Consider the following 16,478-nt stretch of genomic DNA (forward strand, 5'->3'; position numbering starts at 1 on the left):
TTTAAGCCTCCTTCACAGGTTCGGCGGATACTGCCGATTTCGATTTTTGACGGAAGCGGTAACGCTTATCAGACATCGCAAACAAACCACCTACAGACATCAACACGGCACCAAACCAGATCCAACGAACGAACGGTTTGTAGTAAATACGCACAGCCCAAGAGCCATCAGGCAAACGTTCACCCATTGCCACGTATAGGTCACGGGTAATGCCACGATCAATCGCCGCTTCCGTCATCATTGAACGTTGAACATTATAAAAACGTTTTTCGGCATGAAGCGTATTCACGCGCTTACTGTTTTTGTAGATATCGAAGTCTGCGATGTAACCATCGTAGTTAGGACCGTCTTTATCACGCAGGCCTGCGAAGTGGAACTCGTAACCTTGCATGACAATACGATCGCCCGGTGCCATTTTGACATCACGCTCAATATCGTAATTCTGCACCATGGCAATACCCAGTACGGTCACCGCAAGACCAATGTGGCCTAATACCATGGCCCAATGGCTACGACCAAGCTTGCCCAAGCCAGTGACGAAATCATGGCGGTGCGTTGCACGCTGATACACTTCGATAGATTGTGTAATGATGACCCACAAGCCCATCACAGCACCCAGCGCGGCCAGAGGCATAAATTTGTCTGCAAAAATCCAAACCACCGCGATACCCAGCAAGACAGAAACGATGCCACTTACCAGCAGCTCCTTTTTCACCTTACCGAGATTGTCGCGTTTCCAGCGGACCAATGGCCCAATGCCTAGCAGGAACACAAACGGTACCGCTAACCACGTAAATAACAGGTTGAAGAACGGCTCACCGATGGATACCGAGCCCAAGCCCAATTGCTTATGGACCAGTGGCAACAGTGTACCCAAAAGCACAACCACCAATGCTGCTACCAACAGAATGTTATTTGCTAGCAACGCATTTTCTCGTGAAACCAGTTCGAAATTGCCGCGAACTCGCACTTCAGAAGCGCGAAGCGCATACAACAACAAAGAGCCACCGATCACGGCAACCAAGAATGCAAGGATGAATAACCCGCGGGTTGGGTCTGATGCAAACGCATGCACAGACACCAGCACACCTGAGCGCACAAGGAATGTACCCAGCAAGCTCAGAGAGAACGCAGAAATGGCCAGCAACACTGTCCACGCTTTAAACGTACCGCGCTTTTCAGTCACCGCTAGCGAGTGCATTAATGCAGTACCTGCCAACCAAGGCATGAAAGACGCGTTTTCAACTGGATCCCAGAACCACCAGCCGCCCCAGCCAAGTTCGTAGTATGCCCACCACGAACCCAGTGCAATACCTAGCGTCAGGAATACCCATGCTGCAATTGTCCAAGGACGCGACCAGCGTGCCCACGCGGTATCCAAACGGCCTGCCATTAGAGACGCAATCGCAAAGGCAAATGCCACAGAGAAGCCCACATAACCCATGTAAAGCATGGGTGGGTGAACTATCAGACCTGGATCTTGAAGCAGCGGATTGAGGTCGCGACCATCAACCGGGAAGTAAGGCAGTGTGCGCTCGAATGGGTTTGACGTCAGAATGATAAACAGCAAGAAGCCAACACCAATCATCCCCATCACTGCCAGCACACGTGCAACCGATTCTAGCGGCATACCTCGACTGAAAACGGCAACCGCCACGGTCCAACCTGCTTGGATCAACACCCAAAGCAATAGTGACCCTTCGTGCGCACCCCAAACCGCTGTTAAACGGTAGTACCAAGGCAAAACACTGTTGGAGTTGCTCGCAACATAGGAAACAGTGAAATCATTGGCATAGAACGCCCAGCTCAGTGCAATGAAAGACAGCAACAGCATCATGAACATGCCGATGGAAAGCGGACGCGCAGAGCGCATCATGGCTTGGTTTCCGATTTGAGCACCCCACAACGGGTAGATGCTCAATAACACGGAAAAGCCAAGAGAGATTATGAGAGCAAAATGCCCCAATTCAGCAATCATTAGTAATTACCCTGTTTTTGCTGCTCAGTGTATTCAAGTGGCGTGTGGCTCTTATTCATTGCTTCCGCAATTTCAGGTGGCATGTATTCTTCATCATGCTTTGCCAATACTTCATGTGCGCGCACAGTGGTTGCATCAATCAACTCACCCTGAGCAACGATTCCTTGCCCTTCACGGAACAGATCAGGAAGGATGCCATCAAATTCCACGGTTACTTGCGGGCCGATATCTGCGACTTTAAACGTCACTTTTAACGATTCTGGATCACGTCGAACGGAATCTGCGACAACCATACCGCCAATTCTCAGGCGCTGACCGACTTCAGGCTTAGAACCGTCAGGTTTGCCATTCACCAGTTCAGTGGGCGTGTAGAATAAATCCATGTTTTGGTTTAGCGCATACAACACCAAACCAATCGTGGCGCCTACACCAAACAACAGGGCTATCGCAAGCCCCAGTCGTTTCTTGCGTCTTGGATTCATAGCGTGTTCTCCATATTCTCAGCGTTCTTTATTCGCTGCTCTCGGGCGATTTTGTTTTTAATTTCTTGGAAGAGTTTTCGGCGCGTCACGTACGCAGATACCACTAACCAAAGCATAGCGATTAACGTAATACCAAATGCTCCCCACACGTAAGAGCTGTAGCCACCCATCGCCAAAAATTCAGAAAAAGAAGAAAAATGCATGTTTACGCTCGCTCCACTAATTCACGTACCCAAGGACGATGTGCTTCACGTTGCAAAATTTTGTTTTTTAACCCCATCAGGGTCAGTGCACCAAAGAACAGCGCAAAGCCTAAAATATTCAAAAGCAGGGGCCAGAGCATGTCATTCGCAATCGAAGGCTTGGCAAATTTCGTGATTGTTGCGCCTTGGTGCAGTGTGTTCCACCACTCCACAGAGAAGTGAATAATAGGTAGGTTAATCACACCCACAAGTGCAAGAATACCGGCGGCTCGGCCTGCCGTGCGCTCATCATCAAACGCGTTATAGAGCGCGATTACGCCAAGATACAGGAACAATAAAATGAGTTCTGACGTTAGACGCGCATCCCATACCCACCAAGCACCCCACATTGGTTTTCCCCATATCGCCCCCGTCACTAACGCAATAAAGGTAAACACCGCACCAACTGGCGCCATCGCCGCAGCGGCCCAATCAGACGTTTTTATCTGCCAAACTAAACCAATGAATGCCGCGATAGCCATCGACATATAGGCACCCATAGACCAAATAGCGGCTGGAACGTGGATGTAAATAATTCTAAAGCTGTCTCCTTGCTGGTAATCAGAAGGTGCAAACGCTAGCCCCCAAACCGTCCCTGTGATTAAAGACGCCAATGCCAGTATCGCGAACCAAGGCAGCAGTTTATTACACAGCTGATAGGTTGCCTCAGGCTTAGCATAAGGATGAAGCCACTTCCACATCGCAAATATCGCTCTCAGTTAATATTAAAATTATTGAACGCTGACTCTTAATGCTGCCGATACAGCAAAAGGAGACAACGTTGCTGACCCAACCAGCAGCGCGCCAAGAATCGCTAACTGCCCATTGATCGCAAATCCACTTGCGGCCATGTCTATCGCAGACGTTGCGAAGATCAAAACCGGAATAAATAACGGTAACACCAGAAGGCTCAGTAATACGCCGCCCTTTCTCAAACCTACCGTCAATGCCACACCAATCGAACCCAGAAAACTTAACGTTGGCGTTCCCAACAACAAGGTCAAAACAACCGCTTTGTAAGTCTCCCAATCCAATGAGAGTAATACAGCCAACAACGGACTAATGATCAATAGCGGCAGTCCCGTTAACAGCCAATGGGCGACGATTTTTGCAAACGCCAACACTGGCAATGGCTCAGGCATAAGAAGCATTTGCTCCAAAGACCCATCCGCAAAGTCATCCCTAAATAAACGCTCTAACGAAACGACCGCAGCGAGAAGCGCCGCAACCCAGATGATTCCAGGTGCAATTTCCGCCAGCAAATTGGGTCCTGGGCCTACGCCCAACGGAAACAGGGTGATGACAATAATGAAAAACCACAGTGGATTCATCATGTCTGATTGTCGACGAAACGCGATAAGCAGTTCGCGTTGAATCATAGAGAAAACTGCGGTGCCCATCATGCCCCCAACTTAATGCGACGGAGGCTCGCATTGTCGACAAACATATCTTGGTGGGTGGTAAACAACACCATGCCACCGTTGTCTACATGTTGCTGGAACAAGTTTTCCAATACTTTCACGCCCTGTTTATCAATCGCCGTTAAGGGTTCATCCAATACCCACAGTTTGGCGTTACTGATCCATAGTCTTGCTAATGCAACGCGTCGGTTTTGCCCCGCTGACAATTGCGCGGCTGGAACATCTTCTCGCCCAGCTAGCCCCACACGCGCTAACGCATCCCACAATTTGTCTTCGTCGGGCGTTCCATGCATTTTTTGGTAGAAAGCAAGATTTTCATACGCTGTAAGCTCGCGCTTCACGCCTGTGCTATGACCTAAAAATAGTAAATCACTATAAAAGTCTTCCCGCGCACGATTCACCTTCATTCCATTCCACATTACATCGCCAGATTCCGCTAACCCCAACCCTGCAATGATACGCAAAAGCGTTGTTTTCCCTGCCCCATTCGGGCCTTCAATTTGGACGAGTTCACCCGTTGAAATCGTAAAATTGAGGTCTTCAAACAGCACACGCTCATCACGAATACTACTGAGTTGACGCACTTCTAGCATGAGAAATCTGAATTCCAGATAAAGTAATGAAAATATCGCCCGATAATAACATAGAGGCACCTTGTACTGTTAGCCGAGAGACCTAGCTGTTACCTAAGACCGTTAATAATTGTGAGTAAATATGAAAATAGATAACAGTGGCAACATCAATGCATTAACCTTATCTCTCCTTCAGAGCAGTGCCATAAAAGAGATCGTCAAGCTCGGACAGGCAGAATCAACAAACAGTTCCCCTGCAGGCAAACAAATTTCTCAGCTTTCCCAACTACTCCAACTTATCAACCTGTTTCCGTCGCTTTATCGGGTAGCAAACCAACAGGGTAAAGATGCTCCGCTACTCGCTTTGCTCAGCAAACTTGTTGTGCCACAAAATCCGCAAATCGCCGTAAAATGGCTGGCAGAGCGACAACCGGACAACGCCCTTATAGAGGGGCTAAAATGGCTAAGACAACACGCAGATTCAGATGAAAGCGCATCACTCAAAGCGGCGATTCAACTTCTGGCGGAGCAACGCTTACAAGACGCATCCACTAAACCCGGTGAGCATCATTGGATTTTTTGCTTCGGACAACCTGAGCAATCAAAAGTCGACGTATCCGTTCGGAAAAAGACCGCGAGTACCCGGAAAAAATCTCGTTGGTGTGTCAGCGTAAATTTAACGCTCTCTAACAATCGCCACCTTTCTGCCGCCGCCGAATTGGAAGGACAAACATTAGATTTGAGCTTTACCACAGATTCAGAGAGCTTGAAAAAGCAACTAGAGAGTACGATGCCCGTTTTAGAACGCCAATTGGCCAAACACAGCATAAGCGTCAACTCGTGCGATGTTGCTTCGCTTGAGCCAGCCGATCAGCCAACCATCACTATGGGGTTAAATATTCAGGTATGAAGAAAGTCAAAAGTGCTGTTGCGCTAAAATATGACGGCGTAAACGCACCCCATGTGTCTGCCAAAGGATATAACGAGCTTGCCGAAAAGCTCATCAATGAAATGGCAAATCAAGGAGGGCTTATACACAGTGATGAAACACTGATGCAATGGCTATCAGCATTGGAGGTGGGTGATGAAATTCCCGAAGCACTCTATCTCGTCATCGCAGAACTCATCGCGTTTGCTTGGTATCTAGAAGGAAAAACCCCTCCTGGTTGGGAGGGGTCTTGTGTCAATCATACGGTATAATCGCCATGTACCATTATCAACGCATCATTCGCTGCTTTCTGATACTCAGTAGCAGCTCTGCCTCGGCTTTTGGAAGATCGCATTCTTCCATAAGCTCGTTGATATCTGCCCCTAATTCCACCATTTTACTGGCTCGGGAATAGAGCTTGCCGTCTTGATCGTGCATTTCTAACTCGTTTTGCTTTTCCAACAAATCATCGAATCGATGGGAAAGCTCCGCAAGTTTTTGGCTCATGCCAATAGAGCCCGCACGCAACTCGTTAAATTGTTTACTGAGGCTTTCATGCTGTTGTCGAGCATTTTTCAACAACAACTCCATCGCCTGAAATTTAGCTTCAAGTTGCGCCAGTGCTTTTTTTCCGCGTCGCCACAACACAAGGGCAATTGCCGCAACGATCAAACTGACCCCTAGCGGCAACCAATACAACACGCTCTCAAGCATTACAGCATGGCCATGTCAGACCACTCTTCGTCAGAGAGTAGTTTATTCAAATCAACCAGAATCAACAGATTACCGTTGCGGTTGCTTACACCTTGAATAAACTTCGCACTTTCGTCGGTACCTACGCTTGGAGTAGTGTCGATCTCTGATGTTTTGAGATACACCACTTCAGCAACGCTATCTACCATGATGCCGATAACCTGAGATTCAGCTTCAATAACGATTACACGGGTGTTATCCGTGACTTCGCCTTGCATAAGACCGAAACGAGAGCGCGTATCAATGACCGTGACAACATTACCACGCAGGTTAATGATGCCTAGGACATAATCCGGCGCACCTGGTACAGGGGCGATCTCTGTATAGCGCAATACTTCTCGCACCTGCATGACATTAATGCCATAGGTTTCGTCTTCCAGCTGGAAGGTCACCCACTGCAGGACCTCGTCATTCACGTTTTCTTTTTGGACTTCAGCTACCTGAGACATTTATTTTCCTCTTTACGTGCTGTGCTACGCCAACGCATTGGCATCAATACCTTGATTAAGCATGGTAATAAGAGCTTCGACATGGATAAGTGCACACATTTTCTGTTTCACCAATCCAGCTAGCCAAGGTCTCTTACCTGCTTGCTCACGCCATCGCACTTGTTCGCCATTGAGTGATTCCGTCCCTAGTAAGGCATTGCAAGCCAAGCCCCATTTACTGTCACCCAAGAGCACAATATAACTATAGCCGTCGCGATGGCTGTTATCTGTTATTTTTTCTGGCATCACCCATTTAGCGGTATCAACAATATCAAGTTGCTGATCACGTTCGGTCTGTAACCCTAAGTACCAGTCTGGGCGACCAATCAAATGATTACACTCTTCTAACCGATGAATTCCGCCTAATTCCGCTAGCGGCACGGCGTAGGTCACACCAAAAGATTCGAAGAACAACACTTGAAACCCGTGCTCCGGCACGATGTTTTTCCATGCATATGCAGTTTCTTCTTCGACCTCTGCCTCAGTTTCCACCTCAGCATCGGTGTCAATCTCTATTGCCTCATCGACAATGTTTTCTTCTTCTACTGATACGGCTTCCTCTACGGAGATCGCCTCAGCTTCAACTGTTTCGGTTGCGACCGCCTCGACAACATGAGGCTCACTAATCCTCTCTTCTGTTTCTACCGCAAGTTCAGTCTCGACAGCATCTAAAACGTCGGTGACGACGTCGACATCCTGTTCCAGTGCTGTTTCAACATGCGTTTGTTGTTCTGTTTGAACATCAATAGAGACATCAGTATCTGTAAGCAACTCAATGTCTGTCTCTGTGGTTTCCACCACTTCAACTTCCATATCCTCATCAAGTTGTAACTGACTAAGCAATTTCTCAACCGAGGATAGATCGCGCTGTTCTTTTGTCAGTATTGCCCCATTAAATTTATCTGCGGGCTCACTGGTTACTGCTTGTAACTTTGGCACGGCTTCGATTGCCGCATCCGTTAATATTGGTTCAGCATCCGTGTCTGCTAACTGTGGCTGATCATCTTCATCCAACAGCGCATCAAAGTAATCATCCAGTGCCTGAACACTGGATAAGGCACGGCTATCTTTCATCCTGTTCTAGTCGCTCCAGATAAGAGAGCAGCGTTTTGTATGCAAAGACGCCACGACAATTTTTTGCGTAATACGATGGCGGCATATGCTTTAAGCTCGCATCACGAAATTTAGTATCAATTGGTACTGCAGATGTCCAAACCTGATCGGGATAACGCACTTTAAGCTCTTGTAATGTTTCAAGAGAAGCACGGGTCCGCTTGTCATACATGGTTGGAATAATGCAAACCTTGAAGGCTGAACTTCTGGATTTCTGCATGATTTGCAGTGTGCGCACCATGCGCTCCAGTCCCTTCATTGCGAGAAATTCAGTTTGAACAGGTATCAGAATACGGTTACTTGCCGCTAAGGCATTGACCATCATTACGCCGAGAATTGGCGGACAATCAATCAAAGCGTAGTCATATTCACCTTCTAGACATGCCAACGTTTTTTTCAACATCAACCCCATACCACCGCGGTTTCCCATCGCACGGTCCAAGGTTGCCAACGACATGTGAGAAGGCAGCAGATCCAAATTTTTATATTCGGTTTTGAGAATGAGAGGCTTAACCGTATCTCGGTTGATGGTCTGAAGCTGAAATAGATCAAATAGAGAGTGTGACAGCTTGTCCGAATCGTAATTCAGATAGGTTGTCAGCGATGCATGGGGATCGGTGTCGATCAATAAAACACGCTTATTCTTTTCACTGAGAAGCCCAGCAAGGGTGATGGTAGTTGTTGTTTTACCTACTCCCCCTTTCTGGTTTGCAATGCTCCAGACTATCACAGCCGCTCCTTATACCAGATTGAGCTCTACAAGAATGCGCTCAGAGATGCGGTCAAGTGGAAGGTCTTCGGTGGAAATACCCGCTTTAGCCACAGCTTGAGGCATACCGTATACGACGCAGCTTTCTTCATCTTGCGCCCATACCGTGGAGCCATGTTGCTTTAGCAGCCTCGCGCCATCGCGACCATCAGCACCCATTCCAGTAAGTACCATTGACAACACTTTGTCGCCATAAATATTGGCAGCAGAACCAAAAGTCACATCAACACATGGCTTGTAATTCATACGATCGCCACCATCAATGATTTTCACACGGGTCGCCCCTGCGCGTCCATCAATCATCATCTGCATTCCACCAGGAGCCAAATACGCAGTACCTGCTTTTAATGGCTCTCCGTCTTCCGCTTCTTTGACAGAGATTTTGCAAAGACCATTTAAACGCTGTGCAAAAGCCGCAGTAAACGTCGAAGGCATATGTTGGATCAGCAAAATAGGTAACGGGAAATTGGCAGGTAACGCACACAGCACTTTTTGGAGAGCCACTGGCCCACCCGTTGATGTGCCAATCGCGACCAATTGGTAACGCTTTCCGCTGGCTTTAAATCGAGAGGCTGGAGACGGTGCACGAGAGACCGGAGCTGGCGCGGTCGCCGTCGCAGCACCACCTGCTAATGCTCTCACTGGCGTACGTTGAGCTGTCGAAGAAACGGTTGCGCTTGTCGGAGCAGGCGCAACAGCAGGTCGACGCATAAACGCTCGCTTACGCGCAATTTCATTCACGCGTTGCTGAAGCAAAGAAACAGCTTCATCTCTGTTGCGAGCGATATCCTCAAATTTCTTTGGCAGGAAGTCGAGAGCCCCCGCATCCAAGGCGTCAAGCGTGGCTTTTGCGCCGTCATGGGTCAACGAAGAGAACATCAAAATTGGGGTGGGATTTGACTGCATGATCTCACGAACCGCAGTAATACCATCCATCACCGGCATTTCAATGTCCATCGTAATAACGTCTGGCTTAAGCGTAGCTGCCTTTTCAACCGCCTCTTTGCCGTTGACTGCACAGTCAACGACTTGAAGGCGCGGGTCCCCGTTAATAATTTCACTAACGCGGCGGCGGAAAAAACTGGAATCGTCCACCACCAAAACTTTCACTGCCATGTTATTCCTTTTTAATTATCGACCTGCATAACGTTTCAGCAAGTTTGGCACATCAAGTATCAACGCGATGTGTCCATCACTGGTGATTGTCGCACCCGCCATCCCAGGCGTACCCTGCAACAGTTCATCCAGAGGCTTAATTACCACTTCTTCCTGACCAATCAACGAATCAACGACAAACGCTACAGGCTGGTGACCCATTTGAACGATCACCACATGTCCACTTTCTCTGTTCGCCGTCCCACGACCAGGACATAGCCAATCTTGCATATAGAACAGTGGAATTGCCTTGTCGCGAACAATCAAGGTGAGCTGTCCATCAACCGTGTTGGTTTTTGACAAGTCGAGGCTGATAATTTCATTGACGTTAGACAATGGGAATGCAAACGGATTATTGCCTACACCCACCATCAGCGTCGGCAAGATCGCGAGTGTTAATGGTACCTTGATTGAGATAATGGTACCGCGACCTAGCTCTGAGTCGATGGAGATCGTGCCGTTAAGTTGCGTGATCGCAGTCTTAACAACGTCCATCCCTACGCCACGCCCTGAGATGTCTGAAATCTCGGTTTTGGTAGAAAAACCCGGTGCAAAAATCAGGTTAAATGCTTCGGTATCCGTTAAGCGCGCTGCAGCGTCTGCATCCATCACGCCACGGTCAACCGCAATGCCACGGAGTTTTTCTGCATCCATACCGCCACCGTCGTCTTCGATGGTCAGCAGGATATGGTCACCTTCTTGAGAGGCAGCCAAGGTCACCGTACCTGTACGTGGTTTACCGTTGCTCTCACGTTTGTCCGGCATTTCAATACCGTGGTCAACCGAGTTACGCACCAAGTGAACCATTGGGTCGGCCAATGCCTCAACCAGGTTTTTATCCAAGTCGGTTTCTTCACCGCGCATTTCCAGCACGATGTCTTTGTTCAAGCTACGCGCCAAATCACGTACAACGCGCGGGAAGCGGCCAAATACTTTTTTGATTGGCTGCATGCGCGTTTGCATGACCGCACCTTGAAGGTCAGCCGTTACCACGTCGAGATTTGTCACGGCTTTTGCCATGTTCTCGTCGTCGCTGTTTGCCCCCAAACTCACTAGACGGTTACGTACCAGTACCAACTCACCCACCATGTTCATGATAGTGTCGAGCGTGGACGTGTTTACACGAACCGTTTGTTCTGCTTGAGGTGCAGGGGTTTTCTTCTCTTCAGCTTTTGCTGGCGGTTTTGCGACTGGGGCTGGCGGTTTCGCCGCCGGAGCTTCCGCTTTAGGTGCGGGAGCCGCAGCAGGTTTAGGTGCTGGCGCAGGCTCCGCCTTTGGTGCTGCTGGTGCTGGCGTCGGAGCGTCATGATTTATTGGGCTTTTGCCTTTACCATGAAGTTCATCCAGCAATTTTTCGAATTCGTCGTCAGTGATTTCATCACTGGCTGGACTTTCCACAGACGCATTTTGCGGTGGAGGCGTTGCTGAACCCGAGTTTACTGCGGGTCCTTTGCCGGAACCATGTAAATCATCCAGTAACTTCTCAAACTCATCATCGGTGATATCGCCACTGTCAGAAGCAGGTGCAGCCCCCGACGCTGATGCCGTATTCGATGCTGCTGGACCATTACCTGAGCCATGAAGTTGATCCAAGAGGCGATCAAATTCGTCATCGGTAATTTCATCAACCGAATCCCCAGCAATGGCTTCACCACCATCTGCCGCAGGAGGCTCTGGAACAACCTCAGGCTCTGGTTCTGGCTCAGGTTCGGGTTCGGGTTCAGGAGCCGCCGCTTCAACCGCTTCGTCAGCAGTCGCTGGACCACTGTACTTGTGCAGTGCTTCCAATAAAGCGGGGTCTGCTGCTGGCGAGGGTTCACGCTCTTGCACACAAGCAAACTGTTCATTAACGGTGTCTAGTGCTTGAAGGATGGTATCCATCACCTCAGGTGTTAGCTCACGACCACCATTACGCAGGTTATCGAAAACGTTTTCCGCACCATGGCACGTATCAACTAACTCAGAGAGTGATAAAAAGCCCGCACCACCTTTAACCGTGTGGAATCCACGGAAAATCGCGTTGAGCAGATCGCGGTCTTCTGGCGTTTTCTCCAGATCAACCAATTGCTCAGACAACAACTCCAGAATTTCACCTGCTTCGATCAAAAAGTCCTGCAGGATTTCTTCATCCATTTCAAAGCTCATAACTCACCCCTAAAAACCAAGGCTGGAAAGCAAATCGTCCACATCATCCTGACTTTGCATCACTTCTTTTTCTTGACGCTGCTGTTCATTGACGACAGGACCTTCGGCCTCGATACCAGTTAGTTGTTCTGTTTCTTGTTGTTGGTCTTCATCCAAACCGAACGCTGTGAGGATTTCTACCAGCTGTTTTTCAACTTCTTGGACTAATTCGATAACTCGTCGGATTACTTGACCGGTGAGATCTTGGAAATCTTGAGCCATCAAAATTTCCGTTAATTGTCCTTGCAGCTTGGTGGTATCACCTTCGACTTGCGTCAATAATTCATCGATCAGATGACAAAGTTGTTTGAAGCTTTCAATGTCGATCTTGCCTCCCATCAAGCTGTTCCATTGCGGACGAACTTGAGCTAGGCACTCTTGAAGGTTATCTGCGATTGGCAACGTCGCTTCAACTGCATCCATCGTTCGGTTTGCAGCGAGCTCAGTTTTTTCCATCACAAAATTCAAGCGATCTTTCGCGTCTGGGATTTCGCTTGTCGCCAAATCACTGACACGAGGATCCAAACGGAAATTAGCGAGTGAATCGTGCAGTTGCCGGGTCAGTTTTCCTACTTCATTGAAGAGTGGATTGCGCGAATCACTGGTGATCTTAACCAGCAGTTCATCCGCGCTATCCTGATTCCCTTCTTCGAGCAAACTGACCAATTCTTTAGCTTGGTCGAGTGTTATCATCGTTCTAATAGTCCTTCACTGCGCGAAGAAGTAAATCACATGCGTTCGAAAATCTTATCCAGTTTTTCTTTCAGCGTCGCAGCGGTAAATGGTTTCACGATGTAGCCATTTACACCCGCTTGCGCAGCTTCAACGATCTGCTCACGCTTTGCTTCAGCGGTGATCATCAGCACAGGTAAGTGCTTCAGTTCATCATCTGCGCGAATTGTCTTAAGCAGATCAATACCTTGCATGCCTGGCATGTTCCAGTCAGTAACGACGAAATCAATACCGCCTTTCTTCAAGATTGGCAGTGCTGTTAGGCCGTCATCTGCTTCAACAGTGTTGTTGAAACCCAGATCACGAAGGAGGTTTTTAACGATACGTCGCATTGTTGAAAAGTCATCAACAATGAGGATTTTCATGTTTGTGTCCAAAGTTGCCTCCGGTGAGGTCCCTTATAATTTTAGAAACTTACTTTGACCAAGCAGATAGCTTGGTCCGTAACCGCTGCATTGCCTGATTTTGTATCTGGCAAACTCGGGATTCGCTGACCCCGATAATGGCCCCTATCTCTTTGAGGTTAAGTTCCTCATCGTAATAGAGAGAGAGAACCAAAGCCTCTCTTTCAGGAAGTCCTCGGATAGCATTGGCCAATTGAACCTTAAAGCTATCTTCAGCAACCTCCTCAAAGGGAAGATTTTCGTTGCGATTGCTTTCAGTCATGAAAGCATCTTCTGAAACACCCAAGTCTTCGATGCCAATCAAACGCCCTGCGTTGATGTCATTTTGAGCCTGATAGTATTGGTCTAGGCTCATGCCCAGGCGTTTCGCAATTTCTTTATCGTTAGGATCTCGGCCTAACTCACCTTCCAGTTGCGAGATGACTTCGCTGATCTGACGATTATTTTTATGTACCGATCTCGGAACCCAATCGCCTTTACGCATGTCATCAAGCATCGCACCACGAATACGAATTCCCGCATACGTTTCAAAACTCGCCCCTTTTGAGGGGTCATAGTTTTGTTGTGCTTCAAGCAAACCAACCATGCCTGCTTGAATAAGATCTTCTACCTGCACATTTGGGGGCAGACGAGAAATCAAATGATGAGCAATACGCTTAACTAACGTCGAATATTGCTCAAACACAGTTTCCGTCGATGCGCCACTCCTGCTGTAGGTGAGCGTCCTATTCACCGAGGTAATCCCCCGTTGTTTCGTCTCGGACGAGCAGTCGTTCAACAAAAAACTCTAAATGCCCACCTGGGTTTCTTGGCACAGGCCAAGTCAACGCTTTGTTAGCCAGTGCGTTTAACGCAAGTGCTGCGGGAGCCTTTGGAAACGCATCTACAACGACTTTTTGCTTCTTCACAGATTGACGCACACGTTCATCTAATGGGACACATGCTACTAATTCTAGATTAGCATTTAAAAATCTTTCTGTTACCCGCGTTAATTTTGTGAATAAATCTCGACCTTCTCGGTAACTTCTCACCATATTTGCGACGACTTTGAAGCGTGTAACGCCGTGTTCACGGCTTAACAGCTTGATCAAAGCATATGCATCAGTGATGGATGTTGGTTCGTCACAAACAACGATCAAAACATCCTGTGCTGCACGAGAAAAGCTTAAAACCATGTCAGAAATGCCAGCGGCTGTATCCACAAGCAGTACATCGACATCTTCCTCCAGCGTGCCAAACGCGCGAATAAGACCCGCATGTTGGGCTGGCGATAGTTCTGTCATTCCACGCATTCCAGACGACGCTGGAATAATTCTCATGCCATGAGGACCTTCAACGATGATGTCCTTCAAATCGCACTCGCCTTTCATGACGTGGCTTAAATTTTTACCTACACGTAAACCCAACAGCACATCGACATTGGCCAAACCTAAATCCGCATCCAACACCATGACCTTTTTACCTTGTTTGGCCATAGACGCTGCAACGCCCAATGTAATATTGGTTTTACCTACACCGCCCTTACCACCAGTGACGGTTATTACTTTTGTGCGAGTCGGGTTTGTCAGGCGGCGGAGGCCGCTTGCTTGATCATGCATGGTTGTCTCAATCATAAAAGTCCGCCGCATTCGACTCTGGTACATCATGACTCCAGAAATGGTTTTGCTGCTCTGAATCTTGATCCATCAGTTCACTTGCTCTGTTGACCAAGTAGCGACCGCTGGCTTGACGAATGTCTTCTGGCACTCGCTGTCCATCTGCTAAATAAGTCACAGGAAGGGCGTTTTCGATGGTCACGCTCAATAATTCCCCAAGGCTGAGGGATTCATCCAGTTTCGTTAATACGCACCCCGATAATGGGATGCGTCGAAAATGATCAATGGTCTCTTGTAACACGCGACGCTGTGAAGTGGCGGGCAACACGAGTAGGCTCCGAATGTGGGAGCCACTGCTTTGAATCAGAGTATCTAGTTGTTCTGAAAGCCTTAGATCCCGTTGCCCCATACCAGCAGTGTCCAACAGAATCAGTCGACGATGACGTAACTGATAAAGAATATCGGCAAGTGCTTCCGCATCTTTAGCAACTTTTACTGGGCAACCTAAGATTCTTCCATAGGTAGCAAGTTGCTCGTGAGCCCCAATTCTAAAGGTGTCCGTCGTCACCAACGCAATCTCTTCAGGACCAAAATCCATCGCAGCGCGTGCTGCTAACTTAGCGATGGTGGTTGTTTTCCCCACCCCTGTTGGTCCTAGAAGGGCAATAACGCCGCCAGTTTCCAACAAGTTTTCACTTGACGTAATCACTTGATCCGCAAGCAGTTCAAGCAGTTCTGACCACGCTTCATTCGGCGGTGTTTCTTCCGGAATGTATCCGGCTAATTGGTCGGCTAAAACCGGTGAAAGGCCGAACCTTTCGAGACGCTTAATGAGCATCGCTCTAAGCGGCTCTTTACGTTCAACCTCTTGCCACATCAGCCCTGAAAGTTGATGCTCTAACAAGCTGCGAATACTTGCCATTTCTTTGCGCATCGCTTCAATTTCGTCAGGCTGGCGAGGCGAAGACTTTCGTGACTCATAACGTGTCGCATCGAGACGATTTTCTTGGCGCGCTTCCTGACGATTTGGGAATCGTTCATCACGTCGCTGCAATTCGTCACGTTTTTGACGATACAGACGATCCAGTTCCTGACCTTTCGCTTGCTGGACGTTATTTGTTGGCGCACGACCATAACCTTGGCCGTTTGCACCGTTGTTATTTTGACGAGGCGACGCTTGTTTTGCGGCACCATAGTTTGATTCTGACTGACGGCGACGCGCTTCATTTTGACGCGCAAGCAATGCGGTCAAAGAATCGGCTTCCGGTTCAATATTTTTGTCTTTGTCAGTATCGGACAACTGCGTTTGGTAACGGTCGAGCAAGCTTGAGAACTTACTCCCTAGCGCACTGCCAAGCGGTTTACGCGCAGCCTCTTTGCTGATATCACGGCGCAAATGCACCTTATCTTCAGCCAATCTGCGCGTCTGCTGAGCTCGCTCCATATTTTGCGCGACCTGCGTACGTGCAGTCTCTTTTCGCAAATCACGGGTTGGCGCTTCAGTGTCTACTGCAGCCACGATTTCGACACCACCGGTCACTTTTTTGTTTGACATGATCACCGCATCCGAGCCGAGTGCTTCTTTCACTTCGGCAAGCGCGGTACGCATGTCTTTTGCAAAAAATCGTTTTATCTTCAAAATCGTTGTCCTGATTTACTGAT

The 16,478-nt window shown here is 48.3% G+C and carries 19 protein-coding genes; 2 read left to right on the forward strand and 17 right to left on the reverse strand.

What is annotated here, in order from left to right:
- Position 1: 1 nt before the first annotated feature.
- The 6 genes from LRP49_RS18875 to ccmA are packed head-to-tail and all read right to left on the reverse strand — an operon-like array spanning position 2 to position 4,716.
- Positions 2–1,978 carry a heme lyase CcmF/NrfE family subunit gene (locus LRP49_RS18875; RefSeq protein WP_274143973.1) on the reverse strand — a complete coding sequence of 659 codons (1,977 nt, stop codon included), beginning with the start codon at positions 1,976–1,978 and terminating at the stop codon, positions 2–4.
- Positions 1,978–2,460 (reverse strand): cytochrome c maturation protein CcmE, encoded by a 483-nt coding sequence (gene ccmE, locus LRP49_RS18880; RefSeq protein ID WP_274143974.1) that lies wholly within the window; start codon positions 2,458–2,460, stop codon positions 1,978–1,980. The genes LRP49_RS18875 and ccmE overlap by 1 nt, the downstream gene beginning before the upstream one ends.
- Positions 2,457–2,663, reverse strand: coding sequence for a heme exporter protein CcmD (gene ccmD, locus LRP49_RS18885; protein ID WP_274143975.1), 207 nt, complete (start codon positions 2,661–2,663; stop codon positions 2,457–2,459). The genes ccmE and ccmD overlap by 4 nt, the downstream gene beginning before the upstream one ends.
- 2 nt (positions 2,664–2,665) lie before the next feature.
- Positions 2,666–3,403, reverse strand: a complete 738-nt coding sequence (locus tag LRP49_RS18890; protein ID WP_274143976.1) for a heme ABC transporter permease — start codon at positions 3,401–3,403, stop codon at positions 2,666–2,668.
- A gap of 30 nt (positions 3,404–3,433) precedes the next feature.
- Positions 3,434–4,102 (reverse strand): heme exporter protein CcmB, encoded by a 669-nt coding sequence (gene ccmB, locus LRP49_RS18895; protein WP_274144095.1) that lies wholly within the window; start codon positions 4,100–4,102, stop codon positions 3,434–3,436.
- Positions 4,102–4,716 carry a cytochrome c biogenesis heme-transporting ATPase CcmA gene (gene ccmA, locus LRP49_RS18900; RefSeq protein WP_274143977.1) on the reverse strand — a complete coding sequence of 205 codons (615 nt, stop codon included), beginning with the start codon at positions 4,714–4,716 and terminating at the stop codon, positions 4,102–4,104. The genes ccmB and ccmA overlap by 1 nt, the downstream gene beginning before the upstream one ends.
- Positions 4,717–4,837: 121 nt before the next feature.
- On the opposite strand from ccmA, the gene LRP49_RS18905 reads away from it, so the two are divergent.
- Both LRP49_RS18905 and LRP49_RS18910 read left to right on the forward strand, forming a co-directional pair.
- A complete protein-coding gene (locus LRP49_RS18905) occupies positions 4,838–5,605 on the forward strand; it encodes a flagellar hook-length control protein FliK (protein ID WP_274143978.1) in 768 nt (255 codons plus the stop codon).
- The gene (locus tag LRP49_RS18910; protein WP_274143979.1) at positions 5,602–5,895 is read left to right on the forward strand and encodes an EscU/YscU/HrcU family type III secretion system export apparatus switch protein; all 294 of its coding nucleotides are present in this window, start codon (positions 5,602–5,604) and stop codon (positions 5,893–5,895) included. Before LRP49_RS18905 ends, LRP49_RS18910 begins: the two co-directional genes overlap by 4 nt.
- A 16-nt stretch (positions 5,896–5,911) precedes the next feature.
- Here LRP49_RS18910 and LRP49_RS18915 read toward each other — a convergent pair whose 3' ends face one another.
- Genes LRP49_RS18915 through flhF form a run of 11 tightly spaced genes read right to left on the reverse strand, consistent with a single transcriptional unit; the run spans position 5,912 to position 16,455 of the window.
- Entirely contained in the window at positions 5,912–6,337 is a 426-nt protein-coding gene (locus LRP49_RS18915; protein WP_274143980.1) for a DUF2802 domain-containing protein, read from the reverse strand.
- Entirely contained in the window at positions 6,337–6,825 is a 489-nt protein-coding gene (locus tag LRP49_RS18920) for a chemotaxis protein CheW (protein ID WP_067415988.1), read from the reverse strand. Before LRP49_RS18920 ends, LRP49_RS18915 begins: the two co-directional genes overlap by 1 nt.
- A 24-nt stretch (positions 6,826–6,849) precedes the next feature.
- Complete coding sequence (locus LRP49_RS18925; RefSeq protein WP_274143981.1) at positions 6,850–7,938, reverse strand: chemotaxis protein CheW; 1,089 nt, start codon at positions 7,936–7,938, stop codon at positions 6,850–6,852.
- On the reverse strand, positions 7,928–8,707 hold the full coding sequence (locus LRP49_RS18930; protein WP_274143982.1) for a ParA family protein: 780 nt from the start codon (positions 8,705–8,707) through the stop codon (positions 7,928–7,930). Before LRP49_RS18930 ends, LRP49_RS18925 begins: the two co-directional genes overlap by 11 nt.
- A 9-nt stretch (positions 8,708–8,716) precedes the next feature.
- Positions 8,717–9,862, reverse strand: coding sequence for a protein-glutamate methylesterase/protein-glutamine glutaminase (locus LRP49_RS18935; RefSeq protein WP_274143983.1), 1,146 nt, complete (start codon positions 9,860–9,862; stop codon positions 8,717–8,719).
- A gap of 15 nt (positions 9,863–9,877) precedes the next feature.
- Positions 9,878–12,046: a chemotaxis protein CheA gene (locus tag LRP49_RS18940; RefSeq protein WP_274143984.1), complete on the reverse strand. Its 2,169-nt coding sequence runs from the start codon at positions 12,044–12,046 to the stop codon at positions 9,878–9,880.
- 9 nt (positions 12,047–12,055) lie between these two features.
- A complete protein-coding gene (locus tag LRP49_RS18945; protein WP_274143985.1) occupies positions 12,056–12,778 on the reverse strand; it encodes a protein phosphatase CheZ in 723 nt (240 codons plus the stop codon).
- Positions 12,779–12,813: 35 nt separating this feature from the next.
- Positions 12,814–13,182 (reverse strand): chemotaxis response regulator CheY, encoded by a 369-nt coding sequence (gene cheY, locus LRP49_RS18950; RefSeq protein ID WP_078751395.1) that lies wholly within the window; start codon positions 13,180–13,182, stop codon positions 12,814–12,816.
- Positions 13,183–13,231: 49 nt separating this feature from the next.
- A complete protein-coding gene (locus LRP49_RS18955; RefSeq protein ID WP_274143986.1) occupies positions 13,232–13,954 on the reverse strand; it encodes an RNA polymerase sigma factor FliA in 723 nt (240 codons plus the stop codon).
- Positions 13,947–14,834: a MinD/ParA family protein gene (locus LRP49_RS18960; protein ID WP_274143987.1), complete on the reverse strand. Its 888-nt coding sequence runs from the start codon at positions 14,832–14,834 to the stop codon at positions 13,947–13,949. The genes LRP49_RS18955 and LRP49_RS18960 overlap by 8 nt, the downstream gene beginning before the upstream one ends.
- On the reverse strand, positions 14,827–16,455 hold the full coding sequence (gene flhF, locus LRP49_RS18965) for a flagellar biosynthesis GTPase FlhF (RefSeq protein ID WP_274143988.1): 1,629 nt from the start codon (positions 16,453–16,455) through the stop codon (positions 14,827–14,829). Before flhF ends, LRP49_RS18960 begins: the two co-directional genes overlap by 8 nt.
- Positions 16,456–16,478 lie beyond the last annotated feature (23 nt).

Origin of the sequence: Enterovibrio qingdaonensis, assembly GCF_028683135.1 — a bacterium.
Taxonomy (GTDB): domain Bacteria; phylum Pseudomonadota; class Gammaproteobacteria; order Enterobacterales; family Vibrionaceae; genus Enterovibrio; species Enterovibrio qingdaonensis.